15 protein-coding genes and 2 tRNA genes are annotated in these 16,284 nt (G+C 61.5%); 8 read left to right on the forward strand and 9 right to left on the reverse strand.

Annotated elements, in window-relative coordinates; all coding sequences use genetic code 11:
* Positions 1-103: 103 nt before the first annotated feature.
* From nadC to nadX, 3 genes are read right to left on the reverse strand one after another with little or no spacing between them, the layout of a single operon-like run.
* Complete coding sequence (gene nadC / locus R6Y96_RS04805; protein WP_318622387.1) at positions 104-964, reverse strand: carboxylating nicotinate-nucleotide diphosphorylase; 861 nt, start codon at positions 962-964, stop codon at positions 104-106.
* On the reverse strand, positions 964-1,860 hold the full coding sequence (nadA, locus tag R6Y96_RS04810) for a quinolinate synthase NadA (protein ID WP_318622388.1): 897 nt from the start codon (positions 1,858-1,860) through the stop codon (positions 964-966). Before nadA ends, nadC begins: the two co-directional genes overlap by 1 nt.
* A gap of 3 nt (positions 1,861-1,863) precedes the next feature.
* On the reverse strand, positions 1,864-2,622 hold the full coding sequence (nadX, locus tag R6Y96_RS04815; protein WP_318622389.1) for an aspartate dehydrogenase: 759 nt from the start codon (positions 2,620-2,622) through the stop codon (positions 1,864-1,866).
* 355 nt (positions 2,623-2,977) lie between these two features.
* Here nadX and R6Y96_RS04820 point away from each other — a divergent pair, with 355 nt between their 5' ends.
* From R6Y96_RS04820 to R6Y96_RS04845, 6 genes are all read left to right on the forward strand, one after another.
* Positions 2,978-4,159: a MiaB/RimO family radical SAM methylthiotransferase gene (locus tag R6Y96_RS04820; protein WP_404810333.1), complete on the forward strand. Its 1,182-nt coding sequence runs from the start codon at positions 2,978-2,980 to the stop codon at positions 4,157-4,159.
* Between the two features lie 1,305 nt (positions 4,160-5,464).
* Positions 5,465-5,905 (forward strand): metal-dependent transcriptional regulator, encoded by a 441-nt coding sequence (locus R6Y96_RS04825; RefSeq protein ID WP_318622390.1) that lies wholly within the window; start codon positions 5,465-5,467, stop codon positions 5,903-5,905.
* Positions 5,906-5,942: 37 nt separating this feature from the next.
* Positions 5,943-6,824: a metal ABC transporter solute-binding protein, Zn/Mn family gene (locus tag R6Y96_RS04830; RefSeq protein WP_318622391.1), complete on the forward strand. Its 882-nt coding sequence runs from the start codon at positions 5,943-5,945 to the stop codon at positions 6,822-6,824.
* Entirely contained in the window at positions 6,821-7,585 is a 765-nt protein-coding gene (locus R6Y96_RS04835) for a metal ABC transporter ATP-binding protein (protein ID WP_318622392.1), read from the forward strand. The genes R6Y96_RS04830 and R6Y96_RS04835 overlap by 4 nt, the downstream gene beginning before the upstream one ends.
* Entirely contained in the window at positions 7,578-8,414 is an 837-nt protein-coding gene (locus R6Y96_RS04840; protein WP_318622487.1) for a metal ABC transporter permease, read from the forward strand. The genes R6Y96_RS04835 and R6Y96_RS04840 overlap by 8 nt, the downstream gene beginning before the upstream one ends.
* 4 nt (positions 8,415-8,418) lie before the next feature.
* Positions 8,419-8,946 (forward strand): hypothetical protein, encoded by a 528-nt coding sequence (locus R6Y96_RS04845; protein WP_318622393.1) that lies wholly within the window; start codon positions 8,419-8,421, stop codon positions 8,944-8,946.
* 7 nt (positions 8,947-8,953) lie between these two features.
* Here the strand turns inward: R6Y96_RS04845 and R6Y96_RS04850 are convergent, their stop codons facing one another.
* Positions 8,954-9,406 (reverse strand): hypothetical protein, encoded by a 453-nt coding sequence (locus tag R6Y96_RS04850; protein ID WP_318622394.1) that lies wholly within the window; start codon positions 9,404-9,406, stop codon positions 8,954-8,956.
* Positions 9,407-9,494: 88 nt separating this feature from the next.
* On the opposite strand from R6Y96_RS04850, the gene serS reads away from it, so the two are divergent.
* Positions 9,495-10,772 (forward strand): serine--tRNA ligase, encoded by a 1,278-nt coding sequence (gene serS, locus R6Y96_RS04855; protein ID WP_318622395.1) that lies wholly within the window; start codon positions 9,495-9,497, stop codon positions 10,770-10,772.
* Between the two features lie 19 nt (positions 10,773-10,791).
* Here the strand turns inward: serS and R6Y96_RS04860 are convergent, their stop codons facing one another.
* Together R6Y96_RS04860 and R6Y96_RS04865 are read right to left on the reverse strand one after the other, a co-directional pair.
* Positions 10,792-11,493 carry an ABC transporter permease gene (locus tag R6Y96_RS04860; RefSeq protein WP_318622396.1) on the reverse strand — a complete coding sequence of 234 codons (702 nt, stop codon included), beginning with the start codon at positions 11,491-11,493 and terminating at the stop codon, positions 10,792-10,794.
* Entirely contained in the window at positions 11,490-12,431 is a 942-nt protein-coding gene (locus R6Y96_RS04865; RefSeq protein WP_318622397.1) for an ABC transporter ATP-binding protein, read from the reverse strand. Before R6Y96_RS04865 ends, R6Y96_RS04860 begins: the two co-directional genes overlap by 4 nt.
* Positions 12,432-12,583: 152 nt before the next feature.
* Here R6Y96_RS04865 and R6Y96_RS04870 point away from each other — a divergent pair, with 152 nt between their 5' ends.
* Positions 12,584-13,870, forward strand: a complete 1,287-nt coding sequence (locus R6Y96_RS04870; protein ID WP_318622398.1) for a uracil-xanthine permease family protein — start codon at positions 12,584-12,586, stop codon at positions 13,868-13,870.
* Positions 13,871-14,048: 178 nt separating this feature from the next.
* Here R6Y96_RS04870 and R6Y96_RS04875 read toward each other — a convergent pair.
* From R6Y96_RS04875 to R6Y96_RS04885, 3 genes are all read right to left on the reverse strand, one after another.
* A tRNA-Ile gene (locus R6Y96_RS04875) sits at positions 14,049-14,121 on the reverse strand.
* A gap of 325 nt (positions 14,122-14,446) precedes the next feature.
* Positions 14,447-15,544 carry a transposase gene (locus R6Y96_RS04880; RefSeq protein ID WP_318622399.1) on the reverse strand — a complete coding sequence of 366 codons (1,098 nt, stop codon included), beginning with the start codon at positions 15,542-15,544 and terminating at the stop codon, positions 14,447-14,449.
* 609 nt (positions 15,545-16,153) lie between these two features.
* Positions 16,154-16,226 (reverse strand) — tRNA-Glu (locus R6Y96_RS04885).
* Between the last annotated feature and the right edge of the window lie 58 nt (positions 16,227-16,284).

Raw genomic sequence — 16,284 nt, forward strand, 5'->3', positions numbered from 1 at the left:
GAGGGCTCTCCTTTCCACATCTGCCCCCCCGGCACCGGTCTCTCTGGTCTCGTCGCCTCCATCGGGGTGGACGGAACGGCCAGACCTGAAACCCGCGCCCTCTTCACTCGAGCCTGACGGTGAAGACGCCCCTCAGGATATCCAGGCTCACATCAAAGTTCCTGACGGTGTGGGTGAGCGCCCCCATGCTGATGATATCGATCCCTGTTGCGGCATACACAGCGAGGTCGGCGCCATCAACGCCTCCCGAGACCTCAAGGGTCACCCGCTCCCGCAGCCCCTCCCGTTTAAGTGCTTCGACCGCCGCTTTAACGTCCTCCGGCGTCATGTTGTCGAGCATGATGACCGAGGCGCCGGCCTCCGCCGCCGTGACGGCGTCTTCCACCGTCTCGACCTCAACCTCGATCATCAGGTAGCGGCTCCGCGCCTTTGCCCGGCGTATCGCTTCCGGGAGCGGCACCAGCGCCAGGTGGTTGTCCTTGATCAGGATCATATCCGAGAGCGTGCAGCGGTGCGGGTCGCCACCGCCCAGGGTCACCGCCTTCTTGTCGAGCACCCGGAGCCCGGGCGCAGTCTTCCGGGTCGCGGCAACCCGCACCCCCTTAGAGACACGGCTGACCCTCTCAACCGCCTCCCGGGTCGCTGTCGCAATCCCGCTCATCCTGCCGATGATATTGAGTGTCGTCCGCTCCAGAAGGAGGATCGCCCTGGCAGGCCCCTCCAGGTCCATGATGGCGGTTCCCGCGGCAACCTCGCGGCCGTCAGCGGTATGCGGGTAGACCGTGACCCCGAAGTGCTCAAAGAGCGCTCGCGCCTCTTCAAGCCCGGCAATGACTCCCACCTCTTTCGCCCGGATCACCGCCAGGCAGACATCGTCCGGAACGACCGTCTCGGAGGTGAGATCCCCCCAGGGCGCGTCCTCCCGGACGAACCGGAGCAGGTCGTCTATCGGTATCACATTCATCACGCTCCTGCGGCGAGCATCCGCTCGATGGCCCGCCGTGCGTCCTCCATCACGCTCGGGGAGAGGACGATCTCGTGCTCCTCGCGGTCGAGCGCGCGGAGGAGGTCGGCAGGCTTTATCTTCTTCATATCGCTGCAGACGGCGTCCGGCTTCTCGTAAAAGACCCTTCCTGGACAGAGATACCGGAGACGGGAGACCATCTCCCGCTCAGTGAAGACCCACCAGGGCTCGTTCCCGCCGTCTGCTGCGCCCCTAACCATCCCTCCCGTGGATGCTATCATGTCGGCCTCTTCCTGGACCTCAGGCAGACATTCCGGGTGGCAGACGATGATCCCACCCCTCTTTCGCGCCGCCTCCACATCCGCCAGGGAGAACCCGGTATGGACGTAACAGTGCCCCCACGGCGGGAGGGGGATGATCCTCTTATCGGGGAGTTCACGCTGGACGTATGCCGCAAGGTTGGCGTCAGGTCCAAAGAGTATCTCGTCGTTCTGGAGGGAGGCGACCACCCGGACCGCGTTTGCCGATGTGCATGTTATATCGGCGAGCGCCTTGCACTCCGCGCTGCTGTTGACGTAGACCACCACCGCCGCATCCGGGTGCTGCCGGCGTGCCTCCAGGATCATCGCCGGGGTCAGGTGGTCGGCAAGCGGGCAACCGGCATCCTCCACCGGGATGATCACCTTCCGGCCGGGGTTCAGGATCTTTGCCGTCTCAGCCATGAACCGGACACCGCAGACGACGATCAGGTCAGCCCCTGTCTCTTTTGCCTTCACCGCAAGTTCCAGGCTGTCGCCGACAACGTCGGCAAGCGCCTGTATCTCCATGGGCTGGTAGTTATGCGCCAGGATGACCGCGTTCTTCCTGGATTTGAGCACACGGATCTCGTCTTCCATGAGTTACGTTCCCACCACCAGTGGATTCTCAAGATTCCGCAGGAGCGCCAGGATCGAGAGGGCTGCCATATAACTCGTCGCAGGGTTATCGGGGCTCGGGACGTTGCTGACCCGGATGTAGATATCCCCGAACTCCCCCTCAACGAAGACCTCGTGTATGTTCCTCTCCACCGCCGGGTCGACCCAGAGTTCCACCTCAGCGTCCCTGCCGGCGGCAAGTCCCAGTGCCACCGCGACGTTGATGTTTTTTGGAAACTGTCGTATACAATCGTGCGCCAGTCCCTTAAATAGTTCCGTCCTGGCCGCAACATCCATCCCGAGCGACACCGGGTTTTTGGTCGTCCGGAGGAGGAGTTGCCGTGGCGGCGAAACCTGGCATATCTTGAGGTTATCGAGCCCCAGGATCGCGCCGCTCGGGATCCGGATCCTCTTTCCCACCTCCCGTGCCACCCCGACGAGATGTTCGCGAAAATCCTCCTCAGCCAGGGCACCAACGGAGAGGATGACGATATCCCGGCCAGACCGGAGGATCGCCTCGCCGAAGGTTCTGACTGCGTTGATCGAGGCGGCTTCAACGACGATCGAGAACTCATCGTGCATGAAGGTCTCAAAATCGGTGCATGCGCGAGCGCCGCAGAGCGCCGCCAGTTCCTCCGCCCGTTCCGGGATGATATCATATACGGCGGTGATCTGGATACCCCCGGCGTGTGCGGCGATGATATGCCCGACGTTGCCGCAGCCGAGCAACCCTATTTTTATCATCGAATAAAGAAGTTGTAATGTCAGCGGTTAAGGGTTTTGTGCCCGGCACGAAACCGGCAGGCGGTGGCGTGAACTACACTGCGCCTCTCGGGCGGGGTTTCCCGGCTATCATGGCCAACACTTGCACCACAGAGATGTGATGTAGAGGTCTTGGCTCCACAGGCTCGAAGGGTGGCTCCGCTTTCATCCCCGCTCCTCTCGACCGGGGACTTCCCGCTTCGCCCCTTTCATCCCCGCAAGTTAAACCAATCCACCTGCATCACACCACCCGGGTTTCGAGCCGGCATCCGACCGCGCAGAAAAGGAGCGTTGAGCAGTCATTACGGTTGATGAGTTACGGGGAAGACGGGTCTACATCGAGACCTATGGCTGCACCTACAACCAGGCCGATAGCCGGAGGCTGGAACGGATACTGGAGGGGCAGGGTTGCACCATAACAGGGCGTCCGGAGGAGGCGGACGCCGTTGTCATCAACACCTGCACGGTGATAGGCAGAACCGAGCGAAAGATGCTCCGGCGGCTTGAGGAGTTCGCCGACCGCGATCTCTATGTGACCGGGTGTATGCCCCTCGTTCAGATGGATGAGATCCGGTCGGTCTGCAACCCCCGTGTCATCCACCCGGACGAGATCCAGGAGCGGTCCGGGAGCATCGGCACCCGAGGCCCGGGGGCGACCGGCGTCGTCCAGGTGGCTTCCGGCTGCGCAGGCCGGTGCAGTTACTGCATAACCCGGCTTGCACGCGGGCGGCTGCGGAGCGCGCCGGCGGAGGCAGTCCTTGATGCCGTCAGGGGTCTTCTCGCCTCAGGAGCATACGAGATCCAGGTTACCGGGCAGGACGTTGCCGCCTGGGGCCTCGATCGCGGCGAATCGTTCCCGGACCTCCTGCGCGGGATATCGGGTATCCCGGGGCGGTTTGCCGTCCGGGTGGGGATGATGCACCCCGCATCGGTCACCGGTATCCTGGACGATCTGGTCGAGGCGTTCCACAGCGAGAAGGTCTTCCGGTTCCTCCACCTCCCTGTTCAGTCAGGCTCGGACACCGTCCTTGAGCGGATGCAGCGGGGCTACACCGCGGCGGACGTCGTCCGGATCGTGGATGCGTTCCGGGAGGAGTTCCCGGATATGATGATCTCTTCTGACTTCATAACCGGGTTTCCGGGCGAGACGGATGAGGAGTTCCAGGAGACGCTCGAACTCCTCCGCCGGTGTGAGTTTGTGAAGGTTAATGTCACACGCTACTCCCGGCGGCCCGGCACCCCCGCTGCCGCCTTGAAAGACCTCCCGGAGAGGCTGAGGAAGGAGCGGTCACGGGCGCTGCTTGCTGAGGCGAACCGGATCTACGACCGCTACAACGAGCGCTGGATGGGACGGGTGACGCCGGTGGTCGCGACAGAGAAGAAAGTGCCGGGCTCGACCGTCTGCCGTAACCCCTGTTACCTCAACGTCGTCATCAGAGACGACCTGCCACCGGGTTTCTCCGGGAGAGCGCTCATAACCGGAAACCACCGCCACTACGTCATCGGGGAACTGGTTTGAGGCCGCCAGACCGGTGACGTCAGGCGGTGCGAGCCGTGCTGCCGGAGCCGTGCTGCCGGGTTTGGTGGAACCTCTGCCGCGACGGTTTTACAGGGCGGAGGTGATCTATGAAAGATCTTTCTGGTGACACGCGAGCGACAGGGGCGGGGGACGTCTCCATCCCCCCTCCCCGTCAGCCCCTCCCCCACGGGGGCGATTCTCCATAGATACGGTGTCCGGGAGGAGACCACTACTTCGCGGTCTCACCTGACACTCCCTGAGATCCGGTCTCCTCCCCCGGACACGGTATCCGGTGCTATCGCCCCACACTGCTCGCCCCCTGTGGAAGGGGCGGGAGGAGGCCGCGGAGCGGCCGGGCGGTGGGGGTGTCTCTACCTCCCACGGAAGAAGAGTGTCTGGTTGATATGCAGGAGACAGGGGCGGGGGATGTTCCATCCCCCTCCCCGTCAGCCCCTCCCCCACGGGGCGATTCCCCATAGATACGGTGTCCGGGGAGGAGACCACTACTTCGCGGTCTCACCTGACACTCCCTGAGATCCGGTCTCCGTCCCCTGGCACGGCCATCGGGGCTATCGCCACGCACTGCCCGCCCCCTCGGAAGGGGGCGGGAGGAGGCCGCGGAGCGGCCGGGCGGTGGGGGTGTCTCTACCTCCCACGGAAGAAGAGTGTCTGGTTGATATGCAGGAGACAGGGGCGGGGGATGTTCCATCCCCCTCCCCGTCAGCCCCTCCCCCACGGGGCGATTCCCCATAGATACGGTGTCCGGGGAGGAGACCACTACTTCGTGGTCTCACCTGACACTCCTTGAGATCCGGTCTCCTCCCCCGGACACGGCCATCGGGCCAATCGCCAAACACTTGCCCGCCCCCTGTGGAGGGGGCGGGAGGAGGCCGCGGAGCGGCCGGGCGGTGGGGGTGTCTCTACCTCCCACGGAAGAAGAGTGTCTGGTTGATATGCAGGAGACAGGGGCGTGGGATGTTCCATCCCCCTCCCCGTCAGCCCCTCCCCCACGGGGCGATTCCCCATAGATACGGTGTCCGGGGAGAGCATCACCTCAGCCGGTTTCAGGCGCGAAACTCCTCGCAGATCCGGTCTCCTCCCCCGGACACGGCCATCGGGCCAATCGGCCCTCCCCGCCCTTCGAGCGTCTCCCACAGAATGGTGTTCACAGCAAACCCGGTTTGAAGCACCCCCGCGCACACTGCCTGCAAAACGTGGTGAGCCTATATCCTGGAATATTTGATCCGGCGGTCCCGATTTAGCCCCACGGAAACTTTTTCTCATACCTTGAATAGACACTCTCTCATGCAGGAGTTCACCGGCCAGGAACTCTCCTCAAAGAAGGCAGATTACCTGAAGTACATCTACATGCGGGGCGATCTCGTGAAGACAACCGAGATCGCCGCCCGGTTTGACGTTGCCCCATCGACCGTCACAAAGGCCCTGAGGGAGATCGCGAACGCGGGTTACATCGAGCACACGCCCTACCACGGCGTGAGACTCACCCCTCCCGGCGTCGAGTATGCCCGGTTTCTGGTCCGCCGCCACCGGATCGTTGCGCTGGTGCTGAGCCACTACAGGCTTACGCCCGAGGAGGCCTGCAGCGAGGCGGAGAAGATCGAGCAGTCTTTCTCAAAGGACCTGGTCGACAGGATCTGCAGGTCGCTCGGGCACCCGATGATGAGCGTCTGCGGCGAGATCGAGCACGATCGCGGTTGCTGCTCCTCCGGCGGACGGTTGGTGTGAGCAAGATTTAGATAGGTACCAAATCATGGAGATGAGAATGATGCGTGGTGCCGCCGGGATCAAACCATTATCCCTCATTGCCGCCGCATGCCTCCTCCTCGGGCTTATGACCGCCATGGCGGGGTGCACCGGCGCTGACGGGGATGTGGAGGATGATGGCCGGATTGTTGTGGTCGTCACCATCCCCCCTCAGCAGGAGTTCGTGGAGCGGGTTGGCGGGGATCATGTCAGGGTGATACTGCTCGTGCCTCCCGGTGCCGACCCCCACACCCACGAACCCGCGCCGGCGGTCCTGGCCGGGGTTGCGGAGGCGGATCTGTATGCGATGGTCGGGTCGGGGATCGAGTTTGAGATTGCCTGGGGAGATAAGATCGCCGCCCTGAACCCCGGTATGGCCGTGGTGAACTGCTCGCAGGGGGTCGAGTTTATCGCGGCCGACCCCCATATCTGGACATCACCCCGGAACGCAAAGGTCATGGTTGAGAATATCCGCGACGGGCTTATCGAGGCCGACCCGGAGAACGCTGAAGACTACCGCCGGAACGCCGCGGCATACCTGGATGACCTCGATACCCTGGACGCCGAGATCTCCGCTCTGATCGCCGGGTCGGGTGTGAGGGTGGTGCTGGTCGACCACCCCTCCTGGGCCTACCTTGCCCGGGACTACGGGTTTGAGGAGGTGGCGATCGAGAGCGAGGGCAAAGAACCCTCGCCAAAGAGGATAGAACACCTCATCCGCCTGGCAGAGGAGGAGGGTGTCCGGGTGGTCTTCGCCTCACCGGAACACTCCACCCGGAGCGCCGGGGTGATCGCGGAGGCGATCGGCGGCAGCGTGGTGACTGTGAGCCCGCTCAAGAAGGACTACATGGATAACATGCGGCAGGTGGCCTCGGCCTTCGCCGGGAGCGTCAGCGGATGAGCGAACCTCTGATCGATGTCAGGGACGTCTGGGTCACGATGCGCGGGCATACCGTACTCGAGGCGGTGAACCTCAGCATCTACCCTGACGACTTCTTCGCCATCATCGGCCCGAACGGCGGCGGGAAGACTACGCTTCTCCGGGTGATCCTTGGTCTCCTCCGCCCCTGCCGGGGGGAGGTCAGGTTTCGCGGCGGTATGAGCAATCTCGGCTACGTCCCCCAGTTCCGGACGTTTGACTTCGATTACCCGATCACCGTCCGGGAGATGGTGATCTCCGGTCGCCTTGGCCGGATCAGCCGTCTCCCGCGGCGGTACGGAAGCCTGGACCGCGAACGGGCAGATGAAGCGCTCGAGACGATGGGCATCTCAGACCTTGCCGACCGCCAGATCCGCGACCTCTCTGGCGGGGAGCAGCAGCGCGCGATCATCGCCCGTGCGCTCGTCGGCGAGCCGAATGTCCTCCTTCTGGACGAACCGACGGTCTACGTTGACACCCCGACAACCCTGCAGTTCTACGAGATCCTCGACCAACTCCGCGAGCGGATGGCGATCGTCCTCGTCACTCACGATATAGGGGTGATCCCGGATCGGATCACCCGTGTTGCCTGCCTGAACCGGCGCCTCTACACCCACGACTCGGCCGAGATCACACCGGATATGCTCGAGGCCGCATACCACTGCCCCGTGGACCTGATAGCCCACGGCGTTCCGCACCGGGTCTTCTCAGACCACCCGGAGGAGGGTGGAGAGGATGCTTGAGGTGCTCGGGTTCGAGTTCTTCCGCAACGCCCTTCTTGCCGGGGTGCTTGCAAGCATCGCCTGCGGGATCATCGGGACGTATGTCGTGGTGCGGCGGATGGTCTCTGTCAGCGGGGGTATATCCCACGCGGCGTTTGGCGGTGTGGGGCTTGGCTACTACCTCGGGATCGACCCGCTCCTCGGCGCGACGGTCTTCACCGTGGCGACGGCGCTCGGTATGGGGGCGCTTGAGATCCGCGCCCGGCAGCAGATGGATACCATCATAGGCGCGGTCTGGGCGGCCGGAATGGCGCTCGGGATACTCTTTGTCTACCTGACGCCCGGGTTTGCGCCGGACCTATTCTCCTACCTCTTCGGGAACATCCTGCTGGTGCCGCGGGGCGATATCCTCCTGATGGCGGTGCTGGTGGTGATCATCGTCGCGATCGTCGGCCTCTTCTACCTTGAGTTCCAGGCGGTAACCTTCGATCCGGACTACGCAAGGGTCATGAACCTCCCGGTGGAACGGCTCTCGCTCCTCCTCCTGGTTCTGGTCGCGCTCACTGTGGTGATGCTGATCCGGGTCGTCGGGATCATCCTGGTGATCGCTCTCCTCACCATCCCGGCGGCTATCAGCCGGCTCTGCACCGGGAGGCTGTGGAGCATGATGCTCCTTGCAACCGGTCTAGGCGCCCTATTCACCCTGATCGGGATCGGCCTCTCCTACGTCCTGAACGTCCCCTCCGGTGCGACGATCATCCTGGTGAGCACAGCGGCCTACGCGGCCGCGCTCGGGATCCGTGGAGGCAGATCGGTGCGCTTATGGAGAGATACGCAAAAAAGTGAATGAAGCAATGGATCCAATCATCGAAGAGGGGTATAACCGGCTCCTTGAGACCCTGGGCACCCTGGAGGCGGAGAAGGAAGAGGCTGCCGCGAAAGTCAGGGAGAACGCAGCCGCTCTCCTTGCAAGGATGGCCGCCGATGCAGCGCCGGCGGTAAAGAAGGTCGGGCTTGAGATGCTCCGGCGTGCAAGGAGGGAGGCCTCAGGGCAGCTCTACGACCAGGAGTTTTACGAGAAGAGGATGATACTCCTCGGGAAGGGGGAGCCGCTCCCCTACCGCCCCGACGATACGGCAAAGCCGGTCGATGTGCAGATCTGCGTACTCGACGAGGACGGGGTCTTCCACGAACTGATGTACACCAACACCGAGATCCGGACAGACTCCTACCTGTCTGTGCTGACGCCGGAGGAGGCGTTTGAGATCTACGGCTACGAGATCCTCTTCATGCTCTACCGGGCGCTCTACGAGTATGCGGAGAAGGAGGAGGAGCTCATGGCGGCCCTCGCGCGGACGCTGGAGTACATCGCTATTCCGTGAGAGCGTCTCAGCGTTTTCCGAAGATCGGGAAGAAGGGTTCAGTAGGGTCGTGTCCGGCACGGAGCGCCGCAAGCATGTAGGAGCGCTGGAACCGCTCTCCCCCGGCGTTCTCGTAGGTGACGACCGCTTTTGCTTCTGAGACCATCGACTCAAGTTCGAGACTTGACCTCTCGTCAGGGCCGAGCGAGGGGTGATCAAACTCGATATTCAGGGGGACCAGGGCGAGATGGATGTTGTTCGCCACGGCGGTGCCGGTGTTGGTGAGGATGATCCTGCGGGCGTCTTCTGATAGGTCTGCGGTGACAAGCGGGAAGTCTGCGGTCTCCCCCATGATATGGATGCTCATCAACAGGGTGAGCAGGCAGACCAGCGCGATCAGGGCGACGAAGTAGTCGATGAATAAGAGCACGAGCGTTATGAGGCCGCCGGCCACCAGAACGATCTTCTGGTTCCTGTCCATGATTATGGATTGATCCGCACGGGATTATAACTCTTGGCCGACAACATGACCATATACCGTCACGCCGAAGTAAGTAGAGAGAAAGAGCATGCTTGATCTGAAGTTCGTTCGCGAACACCCCGAGATCGTCAGGGCCGACCTCATGAAGAGAGGGGATACCGATAAACTGCCCTGGGTCGACGAGGTGCTGGAGATGGACCGGCGGGTCCGTGAACTCACGGTTGAGATCGGGAACCTGCGCAACCGCAGGAACGTTGTCTCACGAGAGATCAGCCGGGCAAGGAGGTCCGGAGAGGATATATCGCCGCTCCTCTCCGAGGCGGCGGGTCTGCCGGAGCGGATCAGGGAGGCCGAGGCTGAGCGCGGCCGCCTCTCCGAAGCGGTGCGCTATCGGCTGATGCGCCTCCCGAACATCCTCCACGAGAGCGTGCCGATCGGGAGTGACGAGACGGGGAACGTCGAGATCCGGTGCTGGGGGGAGCCGAAAGTTCCGGAGTTTGACCTGGTGAACCACGGGGCGCTTGCCGTCGAGCATGGTTGGGCGGACTTCGAACGCGCAGCAAAGATCGCGGGCGCGGGGTTCTACTTCCTGAAAGGCAGGCTTGCCCTGCTCGATATGGCTCTCCAGCGGTTCGCGATGGATCTCCTCATCAGGCGCGGCTACACCCCGATCATCCCGCCCTACATGATGAACCGGGCCTCATACGAGGGGGTGACTGACCTTGCTGACTTTGAGAACGTGATGTATAAGATCGACGGCGAGGATGAGTACCTGATCGCGACGAGCGAGCACCCCATGGCCGCGATCTACAGCGATGAGATCTTCGAGGAGAAAGACCTCCCGCTCAGGTTTGCAGGTATCAGCCCCTGTTTCCGGCGCGAGATCGGGGCGCACGGGATCGATACAAAGGGGCTGTTTCGCGTCCACCAGTTCCACAAGGTGGAGCAGTTCATCTACTCCACCCCGGAACAGTCCTGGGACCTTCACGAGGAACTGATAGCAAACGCCGAGGAGGTCTTCCAGCGGCTCGGTCTGCCCTACCGGGTTGTCCTGATATGTACCGGGGATATCGGGACGGTCGCCGCGAAGAAGTACGACCTTGAGGTCTGGATGCCGCGGGAGGAGCGCTACCGCGAGGCGGTATCGTGCTCGAACTGCACGGCATACCAGGCGGTCCGGCTAAACATCAAGGTGCGCGACCCTGTTGAGTTCACGAAGAAACGCTATCTCCACACCCTGAACAGCACCGCGATAGCGACAACACGGGCTATCCGGGCGATCCTGGAGAACTACCAGAACCCGGACGGCTCGGTCACGGTGCCGGAGGCCCTGAGGCCCTACCTCTACGGCGAGGAGACGCTGTAGGAGGGTCTTTCCCCTCCCTTCACGGGATCGTCGTAACGATCCTCTCTTTTGATACCCTGCCGGCGATGAAGCGGGCAAGACCGAGGAGCGCAACCCCTGCTGCCGCGAGAGCCGCTTCGGCCGCGGCCGAGATCTCCGCCCCTCCGGATATGATGCCCTGGAGCGCGCTGATAAGGAAAATGAACCCGAATATGAAGAGGAACCCAAGGATCTGGTTCTCCCGCATCCCGAGGGCGAGCTGGGCGGCGCCGATGAACCCGGCGGCGGTGAGGATCCAGACCGGGACGACTACCAGCATGTGAGGGATGAGCAGGAGATCGAGGCTGGGTGGAGCCTCCAGCATGGCTGAGGCCGTCGCGAACGTCAAAACGGCTGAGAGCAGGGTTGTCAGGTAGGCCGGGATGGCGACTCCGGCGGTCTTTCCCGCCCAGAGGTGCCGGAGCGAGACGGGGGCGCAGAGGAGCGTCTCGATGCTGCCGTCCCGTTTCTCCCGGAGGAAGGCGTCGGAGCAGAAGATGTAGCCCATGAGGATGGCAACGGGGAGGGTGATCGCGACAACGACGCCGGAGACGGCAACGGCGCCCTCGCCGGAAGCCGCCACCATCCCGACGGCCGAGAGGGCGGGGAACCATACGGCGAAGATGAGGGCGGTGATGATGATGCCCCGGTTTCGCAGCGCGATATGAATCTCCCGGCCGGCTATGACGGTAAACGTGCTCATGAGCCGCCCTCCGATTGGCCGACGTTTTCGAGGTAGATCTCTTCAAGCGACCGCGAAGAGCGGCGAACCTCAAGGAGCCTGAACCCTGCGGCGGCGAGCGCCGCGATGAGGTCGGGGATGACGCCGGGGTCGGTGAGGGTGCAGCGCAGGACCTCTCCATCCTCCTCGCAGCCGCTGACGTAAGGGAGCGCCATTGCGGTTTCGCGGGCGCGGGCACGATCGCCCGGGTCGGCAAGGACGACCGTCATCTCTGGGCGGCCGGAGGCGGCGGTGAGGTTCTTCACCGAGTCGAACGCCCGGATCCTGCCGCCCGCCAGGATCGCGACGGTGGAGCAGATCCGCTGGACCTCGTCGAGGTGGTGGGAGTTTAAGAAGACGGTCATCTCTTCGCGCTGTGAGAGGTCGACTATGAGGTCGCGGACCATCCGCTGCGCACCGGGGTCAAGCCCGGACGAGGGTTCGTCCAGGAAGACGACCTCGGGCCGGTGGAGGATTGCCCGGGCGATCCCGAGCCTTCGTTTCATGCCGGTTGAGAACGTTCCGACGGGGTCGTTTCGCCGGTCCTCGAGGTCTACGAGCGCCAGGAGTTCATCGATCCGGTCGCGGGGGTCGTCGAGATCGTAGAGCCCGGCGTAGTAGGCCAGGTTGTCTGCGGCGCTCAGCCGGTCGGCAAGGCCGTTGTTCTCGAAGAGGACGCCGACCTTTGCGCGGGCAGCGTCGTCGAGGGCGAGGTCGCGGCCGAGAACCCGGCACTCGCCGGCGCCGGGGGTGAGGAGCCCGAGCAGGATCCGGATGGTTGTGGTCTTCCCGGCGCCGTTGGGGCCGAGGTAGCCGAAGATCTCACCGTGAGCGACGGAAAAGGTGACGCCGCGGAGGATCTCCCGGCCGTCAAACGAACGCGAGAGCCCGCGGACATCGACGGCGTTCATGGCCGCCATCTCCGGCGGACCCGCTCTCTGGCCGCGATATAGGGTAGATGCATCGTGTGAAACGTTATCGGGCTGAGACATAATAATAACCGACTTTTTGGGTCGAGGAAGGGCTATATTTTGGGGAGCGCCCACATACTCCTTGAACCCGGGGTTTGTGAATGGAGTTTTCCTGCGGTATTGACGAGCGGCCACGGCCGGGGCTGCTCCTGGTCTACGGGCTCCAGTGGCTGGCGGTGAGCGTCCCTGTCATCCTGATCGCCGGGAGGGTGGCGGCCGGCCTCGAGCCTGCGGGTGCGGCGATCCCCTATCTGCAGAGGCTATTCCTCCTGGCCGCGGTGCTGCTGGTGGTGCAGGTCTACATGGGTCACAGGCTCCCGATCGTTCTCGGCCCGGCGACGGTGCTCCTTGTCGGCATCCTGGCAAGCCAGGATGCGGGTTCAGCCGCCATCAACGCCTCGCTTCTGATCGGGGGGCTTTTGCTCAGCGCGATCGCGCTGACGGGGTTTGTGGGGCACCTCAAAAGGCTCTTCACGCCGCGTGTGATAGTGGTCGTCCTGATGCTCATTGCGTTCACCCTTGCACCCGTCATCCTGGGTCTTGTCACGGAGGGTGGTGATGGGGCTACGGCGACAGCGGCCTTCCTCTTTGCCGTGGGGTTTGCTCTCGTCCTCTTTGCGGCGTACGGGCTTCTTGAGGGGTTCTGGCGGTCGACGGTGGCGGTATGGGGTCTCGTCTTCGGCACCGTGGTCTACATTGCTCTTTTCGGGGGCGTCGCCGCTCTCCCTGCCGATACGGCGCTGTTTGCTCTGCCCGGGGATCTGGCTGCACCGCTTGCCATCCCCGATCCCGGGGTGCTTGCGGCCTTCCTGATCTGTTACCTGGCGCTTGCCACGAACGATCTCGGGTCGATCCAGTCGGTCGGCAGCCTTCTTGCGGCTGAGGGGATGGACGAGCGGGTTAACCGGGGGGTGGGTGTCACCGGTCTTGGCAACGTCATTGCGGGGCTGATGGGGGTTATAGGGCCGGTGAACTTCTCGCTGAGTCCTGGTGTCATCGCGGCCACGGGCTGTGCCTCGCGGTTTGCGCTCGTCCCTGCGGCCGTGGGGCTGGGGCTGATAGCGTTCTCGCCGCGCGCTATCGGCTGCATGGAGTGCATACCGGGTCCGGTCATAGGCGTCGTCCTGGCCTACGTCATGGCCACCCAGATTGCGGCAGGGCTGGTCTTTGGCCAGGAGAGCGGGGCGCTGGAGACGTTTGATGGCGGGCTGATCGTCGGTATCCCCCTCCTGCTCGGGACGCTGGTGGCGTTCCTGCCGGCGGAGGCTGTTGCGGGTCTACCTGCGGTGCTCCGGCCGGTGCTTGCAAACGGGTTTGTGGTTGGTATCGTCACGGTGCTCGGGCTTGAGCACCTTGTCTACCGGCGGCGGTCGGGAGGGGCGGGGTGAGGGAGACGATCGGGTTCCATGGAGCAGATTCGCGGTTTTATGTGCCGGTGAAACCGCCCAACGAGACCGGTTGAGTGGAGAACGGACCTGATATAACTTGAACGGCCGGCCTCCCGGCTATCAGCCGGGTGCACCACCGTTAAAACAAACACTGTAAACAACGTAAAATAAGGATCAGTGGGCCCGATGCGGTTCGAACGCACGACCTCCCGGTTATCAGCCGGGTGCACCACCAGCTATGCTACGGGCCCGGTGGGATTTACCTTACATAGTAAGCCATGGTGGCACTTAATTGTTTTGGGTTGGGGGTTGCGTTGATAAGAGGCCATCAATCCAATGCCCTCACTGGTTTGATGGCAACTTTCAGCGACCACGCAGATCCCTCCCTCATCCCCCTCACTCTGCATAATTAGAATCCTCCCCCTCATCTCCCACCCTCTCATAGAGACGATACCTCGAGCCTTGAGAGCAAATTGTGGCAGAACCTGGAAAACTGAAGACAGCTCCCGCTCTTCATGTCCCCCCATATTTCGGGGGGGGGAAGTTCCCTCAACTCCGACTGAGTATCAGATTCCCTCAGACCAGTGCACTCAGGTGCGTTGGATTCTTCAGTCCCGCGCGCAACCCGAACAGAAGGAGAATTTGATATGCAACGAAGTTGAGAGTCATATAGAGTTTCCGGCTCTCATGTCGGATCCCCTTGAGGTGAAAGGTTACAGAAGCCTTAATCCGGCCATGTATCCGTTCACACTCACCGCGGCTTTGTATGAGAGTTGGGAATTCCGGGTCGAGAAGATTCTTGTTTCGCAAATGCATCCCGACCTGTTCAACTCTTCCATGCTGGTATAGGAATCGCAACTGTTGAGTCAGGGGAGCATGGATATCTCCCCCTGCTCTCCAGAGTTTGTTGACCCAATGCCGGATGCGTGGTTCCGTCCCTTCTTCCTGGATCACTGCCCCATCCCGGGTATCAATACAGGGTCGAGCATTCAGATGATACCAGAGGTGTGCATGTGCCTCGTATGAGTCGTATCCGGCATCAAGCAGCACAAGACTGAGTTTGGGTTTCAGCGCCTCCACTCTCTCGATAAGTGGAAAAAGGTGGGTTAAATCCGCATCAGTCCCATTCGAGTAGACCATGGTGAGTGGGTATGGTCCGAGATGGAAGATATGCGCTTTATCCATCTTAACCTGGTAATGTGGGTGAAAAAGAGCATATCTGTCATACCGGGATGCTTCGATTGGAGTTGAATCGATGATCCCAACCCTCTCCTCCTGTGCCCAGAGAACAATTGCCTCACCGACAAGATGCATGAGCCGTTCCACACCTTCGACGCCGAGACGATATTTCACAAAACTGTGGAGTGTTGCAGGATTGGGCAATAGATACCCTGCTTCAGTCTTCTCTGCACCAAGGTTGAAACAATCATCCTCTGTCAGGAGACGAATTGTCCGGACATAGGACTGTTTCCTGAAACACTTGATGACAAGTAGTTTGATCATAAGAATAACCGGATAATGGAACCGAGAGACCTGTCTGGAGTAGTATTCTCGTTCAATAGTCTGTGCAATGGTGTCCAGATAGGGCGAACTGAGGAACTCCGTGAGAGAGAACCCTGGTTCAATCTCTTCAAATCCGTCTTCTTTTGCCAAAAACTCGGTGTTAAAGGCCATGAGCCATTTTGGGGCCAGGTATATATACCTGACGGAACACCTCTTACCGAGGCGCAAAAAAAATTAGCAGACCTGGTAAATCTCCGGTAAAAACCAGATAAACTGGCACGGTGCGCCAGAGGCGCGCATACTACCGGAAAAGAGAGAAGAGTTTATAAGCCAGATCGTTGATTTGATGGGCTCGATAAAGCCGTTCGACCCAGCATCAGGAATAAAGATATCGCGGACGTCCTAACATCCGTGCCGGAAAATGGGTTCGTCTCCATCTGTATCTGGATCCTCCTGGGACGAATGGCCGGGGAACTCGATTGGCAGGTTCAGGCATTCTTTCTTGTGCCGATTAACAGCAAATTCCATATGTTCTCTTTGTTGATGCCACTCACTCCAAGGGTTCGTGATGCTCCAGACGCCAGCATCGACCGCACGGATCAGGTCGTCGCTCGCCAGCGCATGCAGAATTCCATCATGATTCTCCGGCAGTGGGATGTTCATAAGGTTGAAGTAAGCGGGATAGTCAAGCAACCTCAAGACGTCTTTATTCGGAACACGTGGACGGTGCTCTGGAAACATACAAAGAAATGGCCCGGGAATAAAAACCCCAAGTATATATGCTGCTATGGGGATTTGAACCCCAGTCGTCGGCGTGAAAGGCCGACATGATTGGCCCCTACACTATAGCAGCCCATCCAATGTGCCATACAACTTGGGCACCGATAAATAAAAAAGTTGTGCCGCAGCGA

Source organism: Methanoculleus receptaculi, from assembly GCF_033472595.1.
In the GTDB taxonomy this organism is placed as follows: Archaea; Halobacteriota; Methanomicrobia; order Methanomicrobiales; family Methanoculleaceae; genus Methanoculleus; species Methanoculleus receptaculi.

Excerpts from the sequence above, each read along its gene's own strand:
- nadC (WP_318622387.1), bottom strand. The coding sequence starts at position 964 with ATGAATGTGATACCGATAGACGACCTGCTCCGGTTCGTCCGGGAGGAC.
- nadA (WP_318622388.1), bottom strand. The coding sequence starts at position 1,860 with ATGGAAGACGAGATCCGTGTGCTCAAATCCAGGAAGAACGCGGTCATC.
- nadX (WP_318622389.1), bottom strand. The coding sequence starts at position 2,622 with ATGATAAAAATAGGGTTGCTCGGCTGCGGCAACGTCGGGCATATCATC.
- R6Y96_RS04825 (WP_318622390.1), top strand. The coding sequence starts at position 5,465 with ATGCAGGAGTTCACCGGCCAGGAACTCTCCTCAAAGAAGGCAGATTAC.
- R6Y96_RS04830 (WP_318622391.1), top strand. The coding sequence starts at position 5,943 with ATGATGCGTGGTGCCGCCGGGATCAAACCATTATCCCTCATTGCCGCC.
- R6Y96_RS04835 (WP_318622392.1), top strand. The coding sequence starts at position 6,821 with ATGAGCGAACCTCTGATCGATGTCAGGGACGTCTGGGTCACGATGCGC.
- R6Y96_RS04840 (WP_318622487.1), top strand. The coding sequence starts at position 7,578 with ATGCTTGAGGTGCTCGGGTTCGAGTTCTTCCGCAACGCCCTTCTTGCC.
- R6Y96_RS04845 (WP_318622393.1), top strand. The coding sequence starts at position 8,419 with ATGGATCCAATCATCGAAGAGGGGTATAACCGGCTCCTTGAGACCCTG.
- R6Y96_RS04850 (WP_318622394.1), bottom strand. The coding sequence starts at position 9,406 with ATGGACAGGAACCAGAAGATCGTTCTGGTGGCCGGCGGCCTCATAACG.
- serS (WP_318622395.1), top strand. The coding sequence starts at position 9,495 with ATGCTTGATCTGAAGTTCGTTCGCGAACACCCCGAGATCGTCAGGGCC.
- R6Y96_RS04860 (WP_318622396.1), bottom strand. The coding sequence starts at position 11,493 with ATGAGCACGTTTACCGTCATAGCCGGCCGGGAGATTCATATCGCGCTG.
- R6Y96_RS04865 (WP_318622397.1), bottom strand. The coding sequence starts at position 12,431 with ATGGCGGCCATGAACGCCGTCGATGTCCGCGGGCTCTCGCGTTCGTTT.
- R6Y96_RS04870 (WP_318622398.1), top strand. The coding sequence starts at position 12,584 with ATGGAGTTTTCCTGCGGTATTGACGAGCGGCCACGGCCGGGGCTGCTC.
- R6Y96_RS04880 (WP_318622399.1), bottom strand. The coding sequence starts at position 15,544 with ATGGCCTTTAACACCGAGTTTTTGGCAAAAGAAGACGGATTTGAAGAG.